An 18868-nucleotide genomic window follows, 5' to 3' on the forward strand; every position below is an offset into this window, starting at 1 on the left:
GGACTGCGCGTTTCGGCCCTGTTTCCCGCCGCCCGTCCCCGCGCGTCAGCATTTGGTCCCGTGGAGCCGGTCATGGTCCCGGCGGGCTGGCGGGTCCAGCCGGTGATGTGATGGATGGGGGCAATGTTATTGGAGATCGAGCATGTCACACCCAGCCGCAACCCTGTCCGGGACCGCCACCAGCACCCGCCGCTATGATCTTGACTGGCTCAGGATCATCGTCTTCGGCTTGCTGATTTTCTATCATATCGGGATGTTCTTCAACACGGAGGGCTGGCACGCCAAGAGCACGCACATGAATGATGCGATGGAGCCGCTGATGTGGCTGTCCAGCCCCTGGCGGCTGCCGCTGCTCTTCTTCATCTCCGGCGTCGCCATCCGTTTCCTCTCCGACAAGCTCGGCGCGGCACGGTTCGCACGCGACCGGTTCTGGCGGCTTTTCCCGGTGATCCTGTTTGGCATGTATGTGATTGTCGCGCCGCAGACTTGGGTGCAATTGCAAGAATCCGGCGATATCGGCCCGGACTTCTGGACCTTCTATCAGGGCTATGCCTTCGTTTGGGACGGCCCCTGGTCGGTCGAGACGCCGACCTGGAATCATCTCTGGTACGTCGCCTATCTGTTCGTCTATTGCATGCTGCTGGCGCCGGTGATCCCGGCCCTGCGGGCTATCGCCGACAGCAAGGCCCTGAAAGCCATTGGCGGCCTGTTCGAACGCCAGGTCATCGGCCCGATCCTGATGATCGTCCTGCCGATCCTGCCCTTCGTGCTGCTCCGTTTCACCCTGGTCGAGCATTTCCCGACCACCCACAACCTCACCTGGGACTGGGCCAATCACGCCAACAGTCTGTTGATCCTGCTCTATGGCTATGTCTTCGCGAAGAATCAGGCCCTGTGGCGCGCGGTTGACCGGGTCTTGCCCTGGGCTGGTGTTCTGACGGTGACCTCCTTCATCTTCCTCTATGTCAGCTATTCCACCTGGCCGGCCATCGAGAACAATATGGCGCTGGTGTGGACCGCGCGCTTCGACCGTATCTTCTTTGCCTGGGCCATCATCCTGACCCTGCTGGGCCTCGCCCGCCGCTTCGGCAATCACGACAATGCCGCCCGCCGCTATCTCACCGAAGCCATCTTCCCCTATTACATCCTGCACCAGACCATCATTGTGGTCGGCGGCTTCTGGATCGGCTCGATGGGCTTTCACGTCTGGACCGAGTTCTGGATCCTTGTCGCCATGACGGTGACGGGCTGCGGTCTCGGCTATGAGCTGATCAAGCGGGTGCCGCTGCTGCGGCCGGTGATGGGGCTGAAATGGGTGGCCACCCCGCGCAGCGGCCGCGCGGTGAGTTCGACGGTGTAATCCGGCGCAACATTACAAACTTGTCAGACGCCGCGGTGGCAATCTCATCTACTCTCCCGGGCACAATCCGGAGCGGCGCCAGCGCCGCTCCGCGCAACGGGAGCGAATGATGATGACAGTCCAGGCATGGTGGAAAGCAGGCGTTTGCGCAGCGGTCGCCGGATTGACGGGTTGGGGCGCGGTGGCGCTGGCGCAGGAGCCCTACCGGCTGCCGCCGCAGGAAATCGTCGATATCGTCGATGCCCAGCCGACGCCCTGGACGTCGCTGTCGCCCGCCCGTGACACGCTCTTGCTGATGCATCGCGAAGCCCTGCCGCCGGTCGCCGAACTGGCCCGGCCGATGGAGCGCCTGGCCGGCCTTCGCCTCGATGCCACCCTCAACGGCCGGCATGGGCCGCGCTCGGTGGTGGGTCTGTCGCTGGTCGATCTGGAAAGCGGCGAAGAGCGCGCGGTCGACCTGCCCGGCGATGTTGGCATTTCCAACACCAGCTGGTCGCCGGACGGTTCGCAGATCGCCTTCGTGATGACCCGCAATGACGCGCTCAGCCTGTGGGTGGTGGATGTCCGCCAGGCCCGGGCCCGGCAACTTGTGAACAGCGGCATCAATGCCATTTTCTCGCCGTTTGAATGGATGCCGGATGGCGAACGCCTTCTGGTCAGCCTGGTGGATCCCGATCGCGGCCCGATGCCCGAGCGTCCGCGCGTGCCGTCCGGGCCGGTCACCCAGGAAGCCAGCGGTTATGAAGCGCCGGTCCGCACCTATCAGGACTTGCTCCGGGACGAACATGACGCCGCGCTGTTTGCCTGGCTGTCCGCCAGCCAATTGGCGCTGGTCAATACGACCGGCCGCACCCGTATTCGTGAGGTCGGTGAGCCGGGACTCTATTTTTCCGCAGACCCTGCGCCCGGCGGCGATTACATCCTGATCGGCGAGATGGAGCAGCCCTTTTCCTATCAGGTGCCGTGGTACAGCTTCCCGGACCGCGTTTTCGTGGTCGATACCGATGGCGATGAAGTCGCGACGATCGCCCGCCAGCCTCTGGCCGACAATGTGCCGATTGGTGGCGTTGTCACCGGACGTCGTTCGGTCACCTGGCAGGCCAGCCACGCGGCCCGCCTGATCTGGGCCGAGGCGCTGGACGGCGGTGATCCGCGTGTCGAGACCGATCAGCGCGACAGCGCCTGGGCACTGGCCGCTCCGTTTGATGGCGAGCCCGTGGAAATCCTGCGCACCGAGGACCGCTATTACGGCACGCAATTCACCACACAAGCCCAGCTCGGCTTTGCCATGGAGTATGATCGCGATACCCGCGTCATCCGCCGCTGGCTGGTCGATTTCGCTGACCCGTCGGTCGAACCGCGCCTCGCCGAGGAACGCAACTACCAGGACAGCTACGCCAATCCGGGTAATGCCCTGAGCGTGCGCAATGAATTCGGCCGCAGCGTTGTCGGCGTCCATGATGGCTACATGTATATGGCTGGTGAGGGTGCGACGCCGGAGGGCGACCGTCCCTTCCTCAACCGGGTTGATTTCGAGACCTTCGAGACGACCGAGATCTGGCGCAATTCCGGCGAAAATTTCGAGGAAATCATCGGCCTCACCGCGCCCGACGCCGCGTCCTTCCTGACCAGTTGGGAAGACCCGGTCACGGCGCCGAATGTGCGCTGGCATCGCGCCGGTCAGGACACAGTCCAGATCACCCAATTCGCCAATCCGCATCCGCAGCTCAACGAGATCAGCCGCGAGCTGATCACCTATGAGCGGGAAGACGGCGTGCCGCTGTCAGCAACACTCTACCTGCCGGCCGACTACGAGGAAGGCGACACCCTGCCGGTTCTCGTCTGGGGTTATCCGCTGGAATATAATGACGCCTCGACCGCCGGTCAGGTATCAGGCTCGCCCTATCAGTTCACGCGTGTCGCCGGCACCAGCCCGCGCTTCCTGGTGACCCAGGGCTATGCCCTGTTGGAGAACGCCACGATGCCGATCGTCGGGGATGATCCGGAAACGGTGAATGATACCTTCATCCACCAGCTCGTCCTGTCTGCCGAAGCGGCCCGCGATGTCACGGTCGAAATGGGCTTTGGCGATGGCGAGCGACTGGCCATTGCCGGCCATTCCTATGGCGCCTTCATGACGGCCCACCTTCTGGCCGCCTCCGACGTCTTCCGCGCCGGGATTGCCCGTTCAGGCGCCTATAACCGCACCCTGACGCCGTTTGGCTTCCAGTCCGAACGCCGCACCTTCTGGGCCGCGCCGGAGACCTATTTCGAGCTCTCGCCCTTCATGCATGCCGATCAGATCAATGAGCCCATGCTGATGATCCACGGCCAGATGGACAATAATTCCGGCACCTTCCCGATGCAGTCCGAACGCATGTTCGCCGCCGTCAAGGGCAATGCCGGCACTGCCCGCCTGGTCATGCTCCCCTATGAAAGCCACGGCTATCGCGGCCGAGAGAGCATCCTCCACGTCCTCGCCGAGTCGATTGACTGGCTCGACCGCTGGGTGAAGCCGCTGGAAGATCCGATGGGTGGGGGTGACGCCGTGGAGGAAGCTGAACCGGGGGAGTGAGGTTAAACTCACCCTGATTCAATGAAAAACCCCGCCAGATTGTTCTGGCGGGGTTTCTTGAATCCTGATTTGGGTCAGGTGAAGTCTTGATCGTTCTCAGGTCGAGGCCGGAGTGTATCTTAATCTTGGCGCGAATCATGTCGGCTATGGGAGGTTTGCCTCCGCCATCGTGCAGCACTCTTGCCCTGCTCCTGCCTGCACGCGACCTATCATCGGTGGGGCGCGCGTGATCGCTAGGAGGGACTTGGCCTAAGTTGAGCAAGGGGCTCTGACCTTAGGGAGAAATGGGGCGCAGGCCGAGATTGTGCGTTGACCGGCGCATCCGGCGTTCGGCCAATAGTGTTGCCGGATGATATGCTCTCTGAGGCAATGTGAACTCATCTGATAGACGTTTGACTGTTTAGGTCAAATTGTTTGCAAGCACGACGGCAATTAATATGATGCAACATGTTATAAAAAGGAACGCAATAATGAATTCGTGCCTATTTTCATTAAAAGAATCTGATATGGAGCGATAATAGAAAGATATTTGATTTTCTAAAGTAGACTTAAAATCTTGCTTTTTAAAAAAGATATTTGTTACATTGTCGCCTTCGATCAACATTCGACGCTCTGCGTTTGCGTCGGAAAAAGAATATTTACCAATTTCAACTGTAGAGCTACTTCGTATATTGTTTGAGCCTTCGTGAAAAAATGCAATAGATTTCATTGGATCCGAGATTGAAACATATTCAATACGACCTGAATGATTAACTCGTATTTCCTCTAGTAGCCCATGGTAAACAGTAGTTTTATTATCGATGTTGTGTTTTGATACAATAGAAACGAAAACCTTTTGACTTTCCCATCCTCGGTATACCCCGTAGAGGCCACCGTAATAAAGGCGTCCGAGAAGGTCTAGGCCGGGAACCCCATATGTAGATAGCCTGCCTAACGCGCAGCCGGCGAATGCAGAGAAAATAAGCAGACCCAATACATATATCGTTAGCGTGGTGTCGGGCACTGGTGTGTTAGTTGCTTGCGTCAAAGATTCCGATTGAATGACATGTTGTAAAAACAAAGTCAGATCATTCACGTGGCCGCTAAATATAAAGTTAAATAACGTGAAATAAAGAAAGTTAACATATACTGAGCAGAAAATGAATGATGACACTGTAACTGTCGCCCCCTGATCAATGGGCCGCCTAATGCGACAAAGATACTGGAAACAGTAAGAGTGAATAAATGCGGGGATAGTAAAAAAGACAAATGTTAGCGCTAATATGCTGCTCGTCATTACGCTGAAATCTTCTTCGGCGAAAATGCCTTCCCGAGAATGCTGTAAATCACTTCCAAAACCTCCATTGTGGTTGGAGGTCGGCGGTGCTTGACGTGAGCGTATTCAATTGCAGCATTGACCAGATGGATGTCTCCGTCTGCCGCTTCTAAGAACTCTCTTAAGCGCTGCTTCGAATTGAACATCGGCTTCTCCCTAACCGGATCTACAGTCTATCAGCTTCTCGTCCGAACTGTCGAAAATCTCGTGGCCCGAGTCGATTTGTCGCACATGCTGCTTTCAGTCATCCCCCTCCATGCTCGGCACGCCCACAGCGTGGAAGCCGGCATCGACGTGGAGTGTTTCGGCGGTGCAGGACTGGCCGATATCCGAGAGCAGATAGAGCGCGGCGCCGGCGACGCCTTCCATCTTGGTGTCCTCTTTCATCATCGACCATTCGCGGCCTGTGCGCATCAGCGCCTTGCCGCCCGAAATTCCGGCCATGGCGAGGGTGCGCATCGGTCCGGCCGAGAGCGCGTTGACGCGGATACCGGCCGGGCCGAGATCGCGGGCCATATAGCGCATCGAGGCTTCCAGGGCCGCCTTGGCGACGCCCATCACATTATAGGACGGCACGACACGTTCCGAGCCGAGATAGGTCAGCGTGATCATGGCGCCGCCATTGGGCATCATGTGCGAGGCGCGCTTGCCGGCATCGACAAAGGAGAAGGCGGAGATTTCCATCGCCCGGCGCCAGCCCTCGCGGGTGGTATTCTCGGTGAAGGAACCGACCAGCTCGTCCTTGCCGGCAAAGGCAATGGCGTGGACCAGGAAATCAATCGTGCCCCACTTGTCTTCGAGCGCCTTGAAACAGGCATCCATCGAGGCCTCGTCAGTCACGTCAGCGGCCACCATGAAAGGTTCGCCGCCGAGGCTTTCGACCAGAGGCCGCACCCGGCGTTCCAGTTCCTGCCCCTGGTAGGAGAAGGCAATTTCGGCGCCCTGGGCGGCCAGTTGCTGGGCAATGCCCCAGGCGATCGAATTCTTGTTGGCGACGCCCATGATCAGGCCCCGCTTGCCCTTCATCAGGGTCCCGGTGGGGAATTGGTTCTCACTCATCATGTGTCTCCTCGCCTGCGATCACAGGTAATGTGGGATCAGACTTTCTGGAATACGACCGTGCCATTGGTGCCGCCAAAGCCGAAACTGTTCGACATGGCGGTCTGCAGATTGGCATCGCGCGTTTCGGTGACGATCGGCAGATTGAGCGCCGCGATTTCAGGATCCATCTCGAAAATATTGATCGAGGGGGCGACGAAACCATGCTTCATCATCAGCAGCGTATAGATGGCTTCATGCACGCCGGCCGCGCCAAGCGAGTGGCCGGTCATTGATTTCGTGCCGGAAATCATCGGCGCATTATCGCCGAACACTTCCTTGACCGCGCCCATCTCCTTGATGTCGCCAACCGGCGTCGCTGTCGCGTGCGGGTTGAGATAATCGACAGGCTTGTTGACGGTTTCCATCGCCAGTTTCATCGAGCGCACGGCGCCCTCGCCGGACGGGGCGACCATGTCATAGCCGTCCGAAGTGGCACCATAACCGGTGACTTCCGCATAGATCGTCGCGCCACGCTTCTTGGCGCGCTCATACTCCTCGAGCACGACAACGCCGGCACCGGCGCCGCCGACAAATCCGTCGCGGTCCTTGTCGAAGGCGCGCGAGGCCTGTTGCGGTGTGTCGTTATACTTGGTCGACATTGCGCCCATGGCGTCGAACAGGTTGGAGAGCGCCCAATGGATCTCCTCGCAACCGCCGGCGAACATGACGTCCTGCTTGCCCCACTGGATCTGTTCCGTGGCAGCGCCGATGCAATGCAGCGAGGTCGTACAGGCGGAGGTGATGGAGTAATTGACGCCGAGAATCTTGAACGGTGTTGCCAGCGTCGCCGAGGCGGTCGAGCTCATCGCCTTGGGTACGGCGAAGGGGCCAACCCGTTTGGGGCCTTTTTCACGGGTGATATCCGCGGCGGCGACGATCGTGCCGGCCGAGGGGCCGCCGGAGCCCATAATGATACCGGTGCGGATATTGGAGATGTCCGACTCGGGCAGGCCCGCATCGGCGATCGCCTGTTCCATCGCCATATAATTCCAGCCGGCACCTTCCGACATGAAGCGGTAGATCCGCTTGTCGACATGTTCGGCCGGATCGACCGTCGGCTTGCCGCCGACCTGGCAGCGGAAATTATACTGCGCGAAGCTTTCCATGTGGCGGATGCCACTTTTGCCTTCTTGCAGGGATTGGGTGACGTCGGCGGCATTATTCCCGATGGGAGAAATTATGCCGAGACCAGTGACAACAACACGGCGCATCGCGAACTCCTGGATCAGTCTTCTTGAGTTTCGGCAGGCTGGAACAGGCCCACACGCAGGTCTTTGGCCGTATAGATGATCTTGCCGTCGGCTTCGACATGGCCATCACCAATGGCCATGATGAGCCTGCGCTGGATCACCCGCTTCAGGTGGATCACATAACGGACTTTTTTGGTTTCCGGTGTGATTTCGCCGGTGAATTTCACTTCGCCGACGCCGAGCGCCCGGCCCTTGCCGGGATTGCCCTTCCAGCACAGGAAGAAACCAACCAATTGCCACATCGCATCAAGGCCGAGACAGCCTGGCATCACCGGGTCGCCCTTGAAGTGGCAGGCGAAGAACCAGAGGTCCGGATTGATGTCGAGCTCGGCGACAATATAGCCCTTGCCATGATCGCCTGTGTCGTCATCGATATGGGTGATGCGGTCCATCATCAGCATGGGCGGGGCGGGCAGACGGGACCGGTCGGGGCCCCACATGCCACCATCTCCGGCGGCGATCAGATCTTCGTAGCTAAAAGAGCTTTGGCGTTCAGACATGTAACCGATCGGCTGCGCCGCGGGCCGGACAGCACATGCTGCCGTTCGCCGGGCTGGGAATGGGGACCCGGTCTTGCGTGAAAACCGGGAGGATCAGCGCAGAGCGGTATCACGCGCCGCAGAGCCGCTCAAGGCGGGGCTGCCGTCATTTTCGGCTCCCGCCTCGTCGCCGCGCTCGGTGGGATAGACGCCCCAAAGTGCGTCGGCCCTTGCCCAGCCGCGATATCCCTGGCCTTCAACCCGGCACCAACCGGTCCGGCAACGCTCCAGGGCGAGGACGACGCCGGCCTCGGCAATCGCCTCGGCAGAGGCTTCCTCGTCGGCCCGGGCGCGCAGGGTAGTGTCATGCGTGGTGACCACAGTGCGCCGGCCGGACAGGATGGATCGGTGCATCCAGGTCAATTCCCCGCCCGGATCACGAACGCGGCGCCAGTCGGGCGTTTCGGCCACGACTTCCATCGGAAGTCCGGCGCGAACATAGCGCCAGGCGACTGGATGGGCCCGGCTTGGCCCGGACCGGCCATTGGCGACATCGAATTTGAGGCTCACGAAACGCGGTACGGCCTGACCCGAAGGCGTCGGCTGATCGTCCTGCTGCGCCAGAGTTGGCGCCGTCAGGCAGCTGAGAATGAGTAGGGCAGCAAGATGGCGCATGGAAGACTCCTCATCCCTATCCCTGTCCCCGGCCGGGTGAAGACCGGGTAAATTTTCCGCGAGCGAGGCGATGATATCGCCGGTGAGGGTGTAATCGGCAAATCACACCCTATATCCTCTTCCGAAGCGCCGGACCGTCAGGCCGGGCTGTTATCGTGAGGGGAAATCATGCGCTTTCGTTTGGCTATATCGACCGCCGCGGCCTTGCTGGCCGCCAATTCACTGCCGGTGCTGACCAGCCCGGCGCAGGCCCAGGACGGGCCGGCGGAAATCACCGTCGACTCCACCGCGCTGGGCGATGGTCTCTACATGTTGTCGACGGGAGTGGCGGGTAATCTTGCCGTTCTCAACGGACCCGATGGCGTGGTGATGGTCGATGACCAATTGCCCAATACTGGCGATCTGATCGAGGGCGCCGTGGTCGAAATTTCCGGCGGCGATGCGCCCCGCTTCATCGTCAATACCCACTGGCATGGTGATCATACCGGCGGCAATGCCCATTTTGCCCAGCAAGGCACGACGATTGCGGCGCATCATAATATCCGCGCCCGTCTCGATGCGGCCGAGGATGAGTGGGCCCAGACGCCGGGCACATTGCCGATCCTGACCTTTGGCGAGGATCTCACCTTCCATATGAATGGCCAGACCGTCGAGGCGGTCCACATTCCCGCGGCCCATACCGATGGCGATGCCATGGTGTATTTCCGTGAGGCCAATGTCCTGCATATGGGTGACACCTTCTTCTCGGGAATCTTCCCCTTCATCGATCTTGCGGCCGGCGGGTCGGTTGACGGCTATATCGCCGCGATGGAGCGCGGGCTGGAAATTGCCGCTGACGACACCCGCATTATTCCGGGCCATGGCCCGCTCTCGACCCGTGTCGAACTCCAGGCCTCGCTCGACATGGTGCGCGAAGCCGCATTCCGTGTCCGCACCTTGGTCGAAGGCGGTGCTGATCTTGAAACTGTCCGCGCGGCCGCGCCCCTGGCCGATTTTCATGATGACTGGAATTGGGGTTTCATCACCACCGACCGCATGGTGCAGACGCTGTATAATGATGCCGCCGGCAATGCGGTGTCCTACGAATAGAGGGCTGTGACGGCAGGCGGGGACGGGTTTCTGTCGAAGATTTAAACCTGTCCCCAGTTTCGCGCAGGACCAGGCACCCCATATTGGGTTGATGAACCTGTCTGACAAAAACCACCCCTCGTCTCGCCTGCCCGAACCACGCAGTTTGCTGGGCCTGGCCGCGGGGCTCAGTGCCGGTTGTCTGCTCTGGCTGATTATCGGACTGAGTACCGGAAGCGTCTGGCTGGGCTTGTTGTTTGGTCTGGCGCCGGGCGTCGCGATCGGTATCGGCCTGCTCCTGACGGCCCGGCCCTGACGCTCAGCCGCCGCATTCCGGGCATTCCGGATCGCGCTTCAGCTTCACAGTCCGGCTCTCCATCGCCAACCCGTCGAACAGCAGGATGCGCCCGTCCAGCGTATGGCCGGCACCGCAGATATGTTTGACCGCTTCGAGCGCCATCATTGAGCCGATAACGCCAGTCAGGGCGCCGACCACACCGACGCGCGCACAGGTTTCCGCATCGGGCGGGATTTCCGGCACCCAGCAGCGATAGCAGGGGGCGTCCGGACCGGCATTGAAGAGTGAGACCTGGCCATCCCACCGCCCCAGCGCCCCGGAGATCAGCGGAATACCCAACGCCCGGCTGGCGGTATTGACCGCGAAACGCGTCTCGAAATTATCGCAGCCATCGAGCACCAGATCGGCATCGCCCAGAAGCTCGGCGGCATTGTCGGGCTCAAGCGAGGTCTGGACGGGCCGGACCTTGGTGCCCGGATTGAGTGCTTGCAGTGCCGCCGCACCGGTCTCGACTTTGGATTGACCGACATCGCCGGTGCGAAACAGGATTTGCCGCTGCAGATTGTCAAGGCTGACCGTGTCGGGGTCGATCAGGGTGATCTGGCCGACCCCGGCGGCGGCCAGATATAGGCTCGCCGGAGCGCCCAGCCCCCCGGCGCCGATAATCGTTACCCGGGCGCGGCCCAGTGCCTGCTGGCCCGGGCCGCCAATCTCGCGCAGCACGATGTGGCGGGCGAAGCGTTCGATATCGATGGGAGTGCTCATGACTGCACAGGTGACCGAGAAGCCGCCGTTGATCAAGTGCAATCCGGTTGGCTTGAACGGCGAACAGACGCAGTTTGCGGCCATGTCTGACACGCCACTCACCACCCGCGCCGAACCCACGCTCTCCGAAACCCAGATCAATCTTCTGGGCTGGTTGCGGCGCGACAAGCCGAATATCTTTCTGACCGGCCGTGCCGGCACCGGCAAGACGACGCTGATGCGCGAGCTGCTGCGTCAGGCCGGCAACAAGGCCGCTGTGCTCGCGCCCACGGGCGTTGCGGCGATGCAGGCCGGCGGGCAGACGATCCACAGCTTCTTCCACCTGCCACCGCGCGTCATCACCGGCCGCGATATCCGCAAGGTGCGCCATAGCCGCGTCGTCAAGGCGCTGGAGACGCTGGTGATCGACGAGATCTCGATGGTCCGCTCCGACATGATGTGGGCGATCGACCAGTCGCTGCGGCTTAACCGCGAATGCAATGAACCCTTTGGCGGTGTCCAGATGGTGATTGTCGGCGATCTGGCGCAATTGCCGCCTGTGGTGCAGGGCGGTGAGGCGGAATATCTCGAAAACGCCCATGGCGGGCCCTTTTTCTTCAATCCGCAATGCTTCCGCGAGGCCGGGTTTGCCCTGGTCGAGCTGGAGGAGGTCTTCCGTCAGACCGATGAGGATTTCATCCATTTGCTCAATGTGGTGCGTGAAGGCGATGTGCGGGCCGATGAGGCTGAACGGCTCAATGAACGCGTCACCGGCCGTTCCGGGCTGGAAGCGAGCCTCAGCCATGTCGTGCTGACGGCGACCAATGAGACCGCCTTCCGCATCAATAATGCCCGCCTTGAAGGCCTGCCGACCACGCCGCACGCCTTCAATGCCAAGGTCGAGGGCCAGTTTGATCAGCGCCTGTTTCCGGCCGAGGAGCCGTTGGTGCTCAAGATCGGCGCGCGGGTGATGATGACCCGCAATGATCCCCAGGGCCGCTGGGTCAATGGCACGCTGGCCGAAGTTGACGGCTTTGACGAGAAAGCCGTGCGCGTGCGCATTGGCGAGAATGTCTGGTCGATCGAGCCAGCCAAATGGGAGCGCAATGCCTATGCCTTCGACGAGGCGACGCGGGCGCTGACCAAGACAACTGCCGGTGCTTTCACCCAATATCCCTTGCGCCTGGCCTGGGCGATGACGATCCACAAGGCCCAAGGCCTCACCCTCGACAAGGTCTATCTCGACCTCGCCCGTCGCCTCTTCGCCCACGGCCAGGCCTATGTAGCGCTTTCGCGGGCCCGCACGCTGGAGGGGCTGGAATTATCGCGGCCGCTCACACCAGGCGATATCATCTGCGACGCGCGGATTTTTGACGTGAAGAGTTTCTGCGACCCGGTGCCGTTGAGCGTGATGGGTCAATCCTCAAACAACGCAGTCGACAGATAGCGTTCCGCCGAGCTGGCCAGCACCACGACAATCGTCTTGCCGGCCATGTCATCGCGTTTGGCGACTTCCAGGGCGGCGTGGATGACGGCGCCTGAGGAAATACCGGCCGGAACGCCTTCGCTGCGCGCGGCTTCGCGAGCCATGGCGAAGGCCTGGTCATTGGTGACCTGGATGGTTTCGTTGATCAGGGAGACGTCGAGATTGTCGGGGATGAAGCCGGCGCCAATGCCCTGGATCTTGTGCGGGCCGGGCTTGCCGCCGGAGATGACGGGGCTGTCAGTGGGCTCGACGGCGATGATGTGGATGCCGGGTTTCTTTGCTTTCAGCACCGAGGCGACGCCGGTCAGCGTACCGCCGGTGCCGACGCCGGCGATGAAGACATCAACCTCGCCGGCGGTGTCGTTCCAGATTTCCAGCGCCGTGGTCTGGCGATGAATGTCCGGATTGGCGGGGTTGGAGAACTGGCTCGGCATCACCGCGCCCGGCGTCGCCTCGATCAATTCCTTCGCCTTGGCGATCGCGCCATTCATGCCCTTGGCGGCCTCGGTGAGCACGAGTTCGGCGCCGAGATGGGCCAGCAGTTTGCGGCGCTCGATCGACATGCTTTCCGGCATGGTCAGGATCAGCCGATGACCGCGTGCGGCGGCAACGAAGGCCAGGCCGATACCGGTATTGCCCGAGGTCGGCTCGATCATGACGCTGCCTTCGCCGAGCTTGCCGGCGGCTTCGAGCGCATCGATCATCGCGACGCCGATCCGGTCCTTGACGCTGGAGAGCGGGTTGAAGAATTCCAGCTTGGCCAGAATGCGGGCTTTCGCACCATGCCTGGCCGCCAGCCGCGAGAGCTCGACCAGCGGCGTATTGCCAACCGTGTCGGCGATTGAGCTGTAAATGCGGCCGCGGCCCGGAGTATCGGTCATGGAAAAAGTCCTCGATGGAAGCTGGGGTCTGTGTAGACGGGCGAGGCCAAGGTGTCACCGCGCGCTGCGATCACGCTTTCTCGATCACACGCCGGTGGATCCGAAACCGCCTGTGCCGCGCTGGGTCTCGCCGAGTTCATCGGTGACCAGCCAGAGCGCCTGCATCACCGGCGCGATCACCATTTGCGCGATGCGGTCGCCGCGATTGATGATGAAGTCTTCTGGCCCGTGATTGATCAGATTGACCCGGATCTCGCCGCGATAATCGGCATCGACCGTGCCGGGAGAATTGACGCAGGAAATCCCCTTCTTGGCTGCAAGGCCCGAGCGCGGGCGCACCTGGGCCTCGAAACCGTCCGGAAGGGCGATGGCAATGCCGACCGGCACCAGCCGCCACTCGCCATGCGGGATCACGATCGGTTCATCGACCGGGATCGCGGCGCGCAGATCCATGCCGGCCGATTGCGGTGTCTCATAGGCTGGCAGGGCCAGGCCCTCATAATGCGGCAAGGGCTTGATCTGGACGTGGATGGTTTTCATCGGGTCGGGTCCGGCGCGGTGGCAGATGGGGTGATTGAAACCCGGCAATGATGGGCTGACCAGTCCTGCCGGCATGCGGGCTGGGGAAAACCTGGCTCCTGAGTCAGAGCGCGCGGGCGATCCGGTCGGCGAGTTGGGCCGAGATTTGTGCTTTTGGTGCCCGCTGCCAATGCTCTGCCCCGTGGTCGGTGATCAGGATGACAGCATTATCGGCCCCGCCCATCACATCGCCGGAGACGTCATTGGCCACAATCCAGTCGCAACCCTTGCGGATGCGCTTGGCGATGGCCGTGGCCTCGACATCATGGGTCTCGGCGGCAAAGCCGATCACCAGGCCGGGCCGGCCGGCATCGCGCTGGCTGATGGTTTTCAGAATATCGGGATTTTCGGTCAGCCGCAGGGTGGCAAAGCTTGATTTGTCGGCCTTGATTTTGGTGCCGGAGGGTTCTGCCGGACGCCAGTCGGCGACGGCGGCGACGGCGATGAAGACATCGGCCGGCAGCGCGGCTTCAACCGCGGCCAGCATCTCACAGGCGGTTTCCACGCGAATGACGCGCATGCCGCCGGGATCCGGCAATGCCGTCGGGCCAGACACCAGCGTGACGCTGGCGCCGAGCTGAGCGCAGGCGCTGGCGATCGCATAGCCCTGCTGGCCGGAGGAATGATTGGAAAGATAGCGGACAGGGTCGATCGGTTCCCGGGTCGGGCCTGCAGTCACCAGGATATGCCGGCCGGCCAGGCGCTCAGACATGCAGCAGGCCTGCGACCGCTTCGGCGATGGCGAGTGGTTCGGCCATGCGTCCAGGCCCGAATTCGCCGCAGGCCATTTCGCCCTCGTCTGGACCAATGAAGTGGATGCCGTCGCCGCGCAGCGTTGCCAGATTTCGCTGGGTCGCCTTGTGCTGCCACATCCGTACATTCATCGCCGGCGCCATAAGCACCGGCTTGTCGGTCGCCAGCAGCGTGGTCGAGGCGAGGTCGTTGGCCAGGCCCTGGGCGGCCTTGGCCATCAGATCGGCGGTTGCTGGCGCCACCACGACGAGATCGGCCGAGCGTGAAAGCTCGATATGGCCCATCTCGGCTTCGTCAGTGAGGTTGAAGAGCTGGCTGTAGACGCGATCGCCCGATAGTGCGGAAACGCTGAGCGGTGTGACGAATTCGGCGCCCGCATTCGTGAGAATACAGCGCGTGCCAATACCGCGCTTCTGCAATTCGCGGATCAGCAACAGGCTTTTATAGGCGGCAATACCGCCGCCAATGATCAAGAGGATCCGCTTGTCGGACACGAGTGTGCTCCCAGGTCGATACCGGGACTAACTAGCGGTTTGCGGCAGGAATCCCAAGCCCCTTGTCGGCTTGTGGTCTGCAGGCGGGACGCTCTTGTCCGGCCTCAGCTGGCGAGCCGGCGCTCGGTCATCATCTCGCGAACCTTCTCGGTGTCGGCATAGAGTGCCGCCTGCTTGTCGAGCTGGTGCCGGAAGAAGGCCGCGATGGTCAATTCCATATCATAGATCGAGATGCGCGTGATCGCGGACAAATCCTCGGCATCAAGCTTGCGGTCGGCTTCCAGGCCGAGGCGCATAATGCCGGACATCAGATTGGCGTAGGCCGAGGAATAGGCGTGCGACGGGTAGTCCAGCTTGCTGTGGCGCAGACCCATCTGGTCGACGGCCTCATAATATTTGGCGTCAAAGCGTGCCGAGAAGACGAGTTCGCAATGGGCCAGCATGCCGTCGCGCAGATATCGCGTATTGTCGGAAATCTCGAAATAATCACCGACCTCGGGATTGGAGGTGAGGTGGTCGAACAGCGTTTCGAGAGTCTCGGCGGCATAACCGAGAATGCGCGGCTTCAGCCTTTGAACGCGCGCGACGGTCGCCGCGTCGATACGGAAGAACTCGCGCTGAAGTTCGAGATGCTCGGGTGTGGGGCTTTTGCTCAATGTCATGCTGACACTAAAGCACAAGAGTATTACCGGAGCGTGTCAGAGACGCGTCGGATTTTACAAGATGGCCCACATCGCAGCAGCGCCCGCGAGTGCTGCGGCAGCCAGCCAGGCGAGTCGGACCGCCCAGGGCCGCGGCGGCGGTGCGGTGCACAGGGCCAGCTCGCCCGACTTCAGGCGCGCACCGATTTCGTTCCAGTGCTCGATCGTGTCAGGTAGCGCGCGCAGGGCGCCATGCAGGCGCTCCAGATCTTCGCCAATATCGCGGATCCGCCCCTCAGGACCGAGCTCACGCTTCATCCAGGCCTCGACCACCGGTGTGGCGGCGGTCCACATATTGTGTTGCGGATCGAGGCCGCGCGCGACGCCTTCGCACTGGACCATGGTTTTTTGCAGCATCACCAGTTCGGGCCGCAAGCGCATGTCGAACAAGTCGGTGATCTCGAATAGCTGCATCAGGACGCGCGACATCGGGACTTCGTCGGCGCGTTTGCCGAAAATCGGCTCGCCGACCGCCCGAAGCGCGCTCGCGAAGTCCGCTACGGCATGTTCGTCCGGCACGTATCCGGCGGCGAAATGCGCCCGCGCTGCGGCCATGTAATCGCGCGTCAGAAAGCCGTGCAGGATGAGCGCCAGAAAGCGCCGCTCGGGCCGGCCAATCCGGCCCATGATCCCGAAATCCACGGCCCAGAGATCGCCACTGGCCGACGCGAACAGGTTTCCGGCATGCATGTCGGCGTGAAAGACGCCGCGATCGAGGGCTGTGCCGAGAAAGGCGCGCGTGAGGGTCGTGGCCAATGCCGCCTTGTCGAGGCCGAGCGCCTCCACCTGGGCCGGGTTGCTGAGCGGCACGCCTGGCACCCAGTGTGTAGTGAGGATGCGTTTTGAGGACAGGGTCCACTCGACCTCAGGGATGCGGTAATGCTCGACTGCCATGGCGGCTTCGGACAATTCCGAAGCGGCAGCGGCCTCAAGCCGCAAATCGGTTTCAAAACTGAGCGATCGGGCAATCGTGGCGACGAATTTGCGCGGTTCCAGACGGCGGCTGGCGGGCGCCAGTCTTTCTGCGAGGGCGGCGCCGAGCGACAGGGTGCGGATATCGCGAGCGATGCGCAGCTCGATATCCGGCCGCAGCACTTTGACGGCAACTTCGACATCGTCCTGCGTTGTCGCACGGTGAACCTGGGCGATCGAGGCGGCGGCGATCGGTGGCCCGAAGGTTTTGAACAGGGTCTCGACCGGCGCGCCTAGCTCGGCCGCGATGATGGCGCGGGCTTCGGCATCGTCGAAGGCCGGCATCCGGTCCTGAAGCCGCGACAGGCCGCGCGCAAAGCGTTCGCCGATCACATCGCCGCGCGTGGCGAGGATCTGGCCGAATTTCACATAGGAGGGGCCGAGCGTTTCCAGCGCGCGGGCCAGCCGCTCGCCCGGATTATCGGCCGCATCCCGCCGGGCAAACAACCGTGCCAGCCGTCCGGCCAGCCGCGCTGGCGCCGGATACAGCGCCTGGTACTCGACCGGCAGGATGGCGTCGTGGCGCACCAGTGTGAGCAGGGCGCGCAGCAATCGCGCGAAAGAGGCAAGGGTCGCAAACATGTTTGAGCTGTTTAGAGGGCGGCGCCGCGCTTGGCGAGGGCGGCGTGGAGTCGCGGCGCCGCCGGGCAGCATCGCCTCCTTGCGCCCGGCCAACCAGAGGTTAGCATCGGGCAGGAGTTAATCTTGAAATGCGCCATACTGTTGAATTCGATCATGAGAACCGGTGGGTTTTGACCCGCTTTCACGGACCGCTGTTAATTGAGGACGCGGTGGCCTTGTTGAAGCAGTCAGTCCTGTTTCCTGGCTGGACACCGGAGTGGGACCGCATTGTCGATTATAGCGATGGCATGCTGGGCGATCTTGATGTGGAGGCGGTGCTGCGTGGCAAGGTTGCTCTGGGCGAGATACTCAGAGCGGCCTATGCCGGTAAACCCACGCTGAGCGCCCAGGTTTGTGCGGACTCGATGAAGCTGCCGCTGGTGAAATACTGGATCGGGCTCGGCACGGACAGCTATCCGGCGGCGCTGGAAGTCTTCGACAATATTGCCGAGGCGCAGGCCTGGATCCTGGCGAGCCGGACGGCTCGCTGAGTGATCAGGCCCAGCCGGTGTGCAGCGCAGCGATCCCGCCGGAAAAATTCGTGTAGCCGACCTGGCTGAAACCGGCGTCGCGCAATTCCGTAGCGAAGCTTTCCTGGTCCGGGAAGCGTCGAATGGATTCAACGAGGTATTGATAGCTGGCGCGGTCCTTGGCGACATGCTCGCCGAGTTCGGGCATCACATTGAATGACCAGGCGTCATAGAGGTTTTCCCAGGCGCGGGTGGTCGGGCGCGAGAACTCCAGGCACAAAAAGCGGCCGCCCGGCTTCAGGACGCGCCGCATATCCTTGAGCGCAGCTGCGCGGTCGGTGACATTACGGATGCCGGTCGAGATCGTCACGCAATCGAAACTGTGATCCTTCAGCGGCAGGTATTCGGCATTGCCGGTCACCCATTCGATCCGTCCTGACTGACTGGCCTCGACGCCGCGCTTGATGCCGGCTCGCAACATTTGTTCGTTGATGTCCAGCACGATAGCTTCGGCGCGGCGCGGGTCATTGCGGCGCCTCCCGGCCCGGTCCGCCTTGGTCAGAAAGCTGCGCGCCAGATCGCCGGTGCCGCCAGCGACATCGAGCAGCCGTTCGCCGGGCTGCGGATTGGCGCGGGTCATCACCATGTCTTTCCAGGCGCGATGCACGCCCAGCGACATCAGATCATTCATCAGATCATAGCGACGTGCAGACCGGTCGAAGACGTTGCGCACAAGGCCCGCCTTCTGCGTGCGGTCGACATCTTCAAAGCCGAAGGGAACGGTTTCGGCCGGTGCCGCTGTATCGGGAGAATTGCTCATGCGCCGACAATAAGTGAAGCCGACCGTCCCGCAAAGTGGCCTCGGCGGTCCGTGATGCCGCAGGACGGGCCGGGGTGTCGCATGATGGCGGCCTTGCCCGTGCGGCGGTGCTGTGGCCGACTATGCCCGCGCGCCGCTGTTGCGAGCTCGATCCTGCGGCGCCATTTTGAGTCAATTTTGTCGGTCTGGCTGCGCTGCGCAGCACCGGCGGGGAGCTGAACTGGAG

General features: G+C 61.8%; 18 protein-coding genes and 1 pseudogene. 6 read left to right on the forward strand and 13 right to left on the reverse strand.

Annotation, left to right across the window (positions count from 1 at the left end; translation table 11 throughout):
* Positions 1-142: 142 nt before the first annotated feature.
* Together ACN0YJ_RS01190 and ACN0YJ_RS01195 are read left to right on the forward strand one after the other, a co-directional pair.
* Positions 143-1360 carry an acyltransferase family protein gene (locus ACN0YJ_RS01190; protein ID WP_417495094.1) on the forward strand — a complete coding sequence of 406 codons (1218 nt, stop codon included), beginning with the start codon at positions 143-145 and terminating at the stop codon, positions 1358-1360.
* Positions 1361-1466: 106 nt separating this feature from the next.
* A complete protein-coding gene (locus ACN0YJ_RS01195) occupies positions 1467-3935 on the forward strand; it encodes a S9 family peptidase (RefSeq protein ID WP_417495095.1) in 2469 nt (822 codons plus the stop codon).
* Between the two features lie 400 nt (positions 3936-4335).
* Here the strand turns inward: ACN0YJ_RS01195 and ACN0YJ_RS01200 are convergent, their stop codons facing one another.
* The 6 genes from ACN0YJ_RS01200 to ACN0YJ_RS01225 form a co-directional block, all read right to left on the reverse strand.
* On the reverse strand, positions 4336-5010 hold the full coding sequence (locus ACN0YJ_RS01200) for a hypothetical protein (RefSeq protein ID WP_417495096.1): 675 nt from the start codon (positions 5008-5010) through the stop codon (positions 4336-4338).
* A 200-nt stretch (positions 5011-5210) separates the two neighbouring features.
* Positions 5211-5396, reverse strand: coding sequence for a hypothetical protein (locus ACN0YJ_RS01205; RefSeq protein ID WP_417495097.1), 186 nt, complete (start codon positions 5394-5396; stop codon positions 5211-5213).
* 94 nt (positions 5397-5490) lie between these two features.
* Positions 5491-6309 carry an enoyl-ACP reductase FabI gene (locus tag ACN0YJ_RS01210; RefSeq protein WP_417495173.1) on the reverse strand — a complete coding sequence of 273 codons (819 nt, stop codon included), beginning with the start codon at positions 6307-6309 and terminating at the stop codon, positions 5491-5493.
* Between the two features lie 38 nt (positions 6310-6347).
* Positions 6348-7562 carry a beta-ketoacyl-ACP synthase I gene (gene fabB / locus ACN0YJ_RS01215; RefSeq protein ID WP_417476626.1) on the reverse strand — a complete coding sequence of 405 codons (1215 nt, stop codon included), beginning with the start codon at positions 7560-7562 and terminating at the stop codon, positions 6348-6350.
* A gap of 14 nt (positions 7563-7576) precedes the next feature.
* A complete protein-coding gene (fabA, locus tag ACN0YJ_RS01220) occupies positions 7577-8101 on the reverse strand; it encodes a 3-hydroxyacyl-[acyl-carrier-protein] dehydratase FabA (RefSeq protein WP_417476627.1) in 525 nt (174 codons plus the stop codon).
* A gap of 93 nt (positions 8102-8194) precedes the next feature.
* The gene (locus tag ACN0YJ_RS01225) at positions 8195-8755 is read right to left on the reverse strand and encodes an SH3 domain-containing protein (RefSeq protein ID WP_417495098.1); all 561 of its coding nucleotides are present in this window, start codon (positions 8753-8755) and stop codon (positions 8195-8197) included.
* Positions 8756-8923: 168 nt separating this feature from the next.
* On the opposite strand from ACN0YJ_RS01225, the gene ACN0YJ_RS01230 reads away from it, so the two are divergent.
* Both ACN0YJ_RS01230 and ACN0YJ_RS01235 read left to right on the forward strand, forming a co-directional pair.
* Positions 8924-9844, forward strand: coding sequence for an MBL fold metallo-hydrolase (locus ACN0YJ_RS01230; RefSeq protein ID WP_417476629.1), 921 nt, complete (start codon positions 8924-8926; stop codon positions 9842-9844).
* A gap of 91 nt (positions 9845-9935) precedes the next feature.
* Positions 9936-10139: a hypothetical protein gene (locus tag ACN0YJ_RS01235; protein WP_417495099.1), complete on the forward strand. Its 204-nt coding sequence runs from the start codon at positions 9936-9938 to the stop codon at positions 10137-10139.
* 3 nt (positions 10140-10142) lie between these two features.
* Here ACN0YJ_RS01235 and ACN0YJ_RS01240 read toward each other — a convergent pair whose 3' ends face one another.
* A complete protein-coding gene (locus ACN0YJ_RS01240) occupies positions 10143-10886 on the reverse strand; it encodes a HesA/MoeB/ThiF family protein (protein ID WP_417495100.1) in 744 nt (247 codons plus the stop codon).
* Here ACN0YJ_RS01240 and ACN0YJ_RS01245 point away from each other — a divergent pair.
* Positions 10885-12312, forward strand: a complete 1428-nt coding sequence (locus ACN0YJ_RS01245) for an ATP-dependent DNA helicase (protein ID WP_417495101.1) — start codon at positions 10885-10887, stop codon at positions 12310-12312. The genes ACN0YJ_RS01240 and ACN0YJ_RS01245 overlap by 2 nt on opposite strands.
* On the opposite strand, the gene cysK is transcribed toward ACN0YJ_RS01245, so the two are convergent.
* The 5 genes and pseudogenes from cysK to ubiB all read right to left on the reverse strand — a co-directional run bounded on the left by cysK (position 12282) and on the right by ubiB (position 17313).
* A complete protein-coding gene (gene cysK, locus ACN0YJ_RS01250) occupies positions 12282-13232 on the reverse strand; it encodes a cysteine synthase A (RefSeq protein WP_417495102.1) in 951 nt (316 codons plus the stop codon). The genes ACN0YJ_RS01245 and cysK overlap by 31 nt on opposite strands.
* 84 nt (positions 13233-13316) lie before the next feature.
* Positions 13317-13772, reverse strand: a complete 456-nt coding sequence (gene dut / locus ACN0YJ_RS01255) for a dUTP diphosphatase (RefSeq protein ID WP_417495103.1) — start codon at positions 13770-13772, stop codon at positions 13317-13319.
* A 103-nt stretch (positions 13773-13875) separates the two neighbouring features.
* Positions 13876-15058: pseudogene (gene coaBC / locus ACN0YJ_RS01260) on the reverse strand (bifunctional phosphopantothenoylcysteine decarboxylase/phosphopantothenate--cysteine ligase CoaBC).
* A 104-nt stretch (positions 15059-15162) separates the two neighbouring features.
* On the reverse strand, positions 15163-15720 hold the full coding sequence (locus tag ACN0YJ_RS01265; protein ID WP_417476635.1) for a protoglobin domain-containing protein: 558 nt from the start codon (positions 15718-15720) through the stop codon (positions 15163-15165).
* Positions 15721-15774: 54 nt separating this feature from the next.
* Positions 15775-17313: a 2-polyprenylphenol 6-hydroxylase gene (gene ubiB, locus ACN0YJ_RS01270; RefSeq protein WP_417495104.1), complete on the reverse strand. Its 1539-nt coding sequence runs from the start codon at positions 17311-17313 to the stop codon at positions 15775-15777.
* Positions 17314-17441: 128 nt separating this feature from the next.
* Here ubiB and ACN0YJ_RS01275 point away from each other — a divergent pair, with 128 nt between their 5' ends.
* Positions 17442-17843, forward strand: coding sequence for a hypothetical protein (locus ACN0YJ_RS01275; protein WP_417476637.1), 402 nt, complete (start codon positions 17442-17444; stop codon positions 17841-17843).
* Positions 17844-17847: 4 nt separating this feature from the next.
* On the opposite strand, the gene ubiE is transcribed toward ACN0YJ_RS01275, so the two are convergent.
* On the reverse strand, positions 17848-18642 hold the full coding sequence (ubiE, locus tag ACN0YJ_RS01280) for a bifunctional demethylmenaquinone methyltransferase/2-methoxy-6-polyprenyl-1,4-benzoquinol methylase UbiE (protein WP_417476638.1): 795 nt from the start codon (positions 18640-18642) through the stop codon (positions 17848-17850).
* Between the last annotated feature and the right edge of the window lie 226 nt (positions 18643-18868).

It is taken from the genome of Maricaulis sp. (genome assembly GCF_048270095.1).
Lineage (GTDB): Bacteria > Pseudomonadota > Alphaproteobacteria > Caulobacterales > Maricaulaceae > Maricaulis.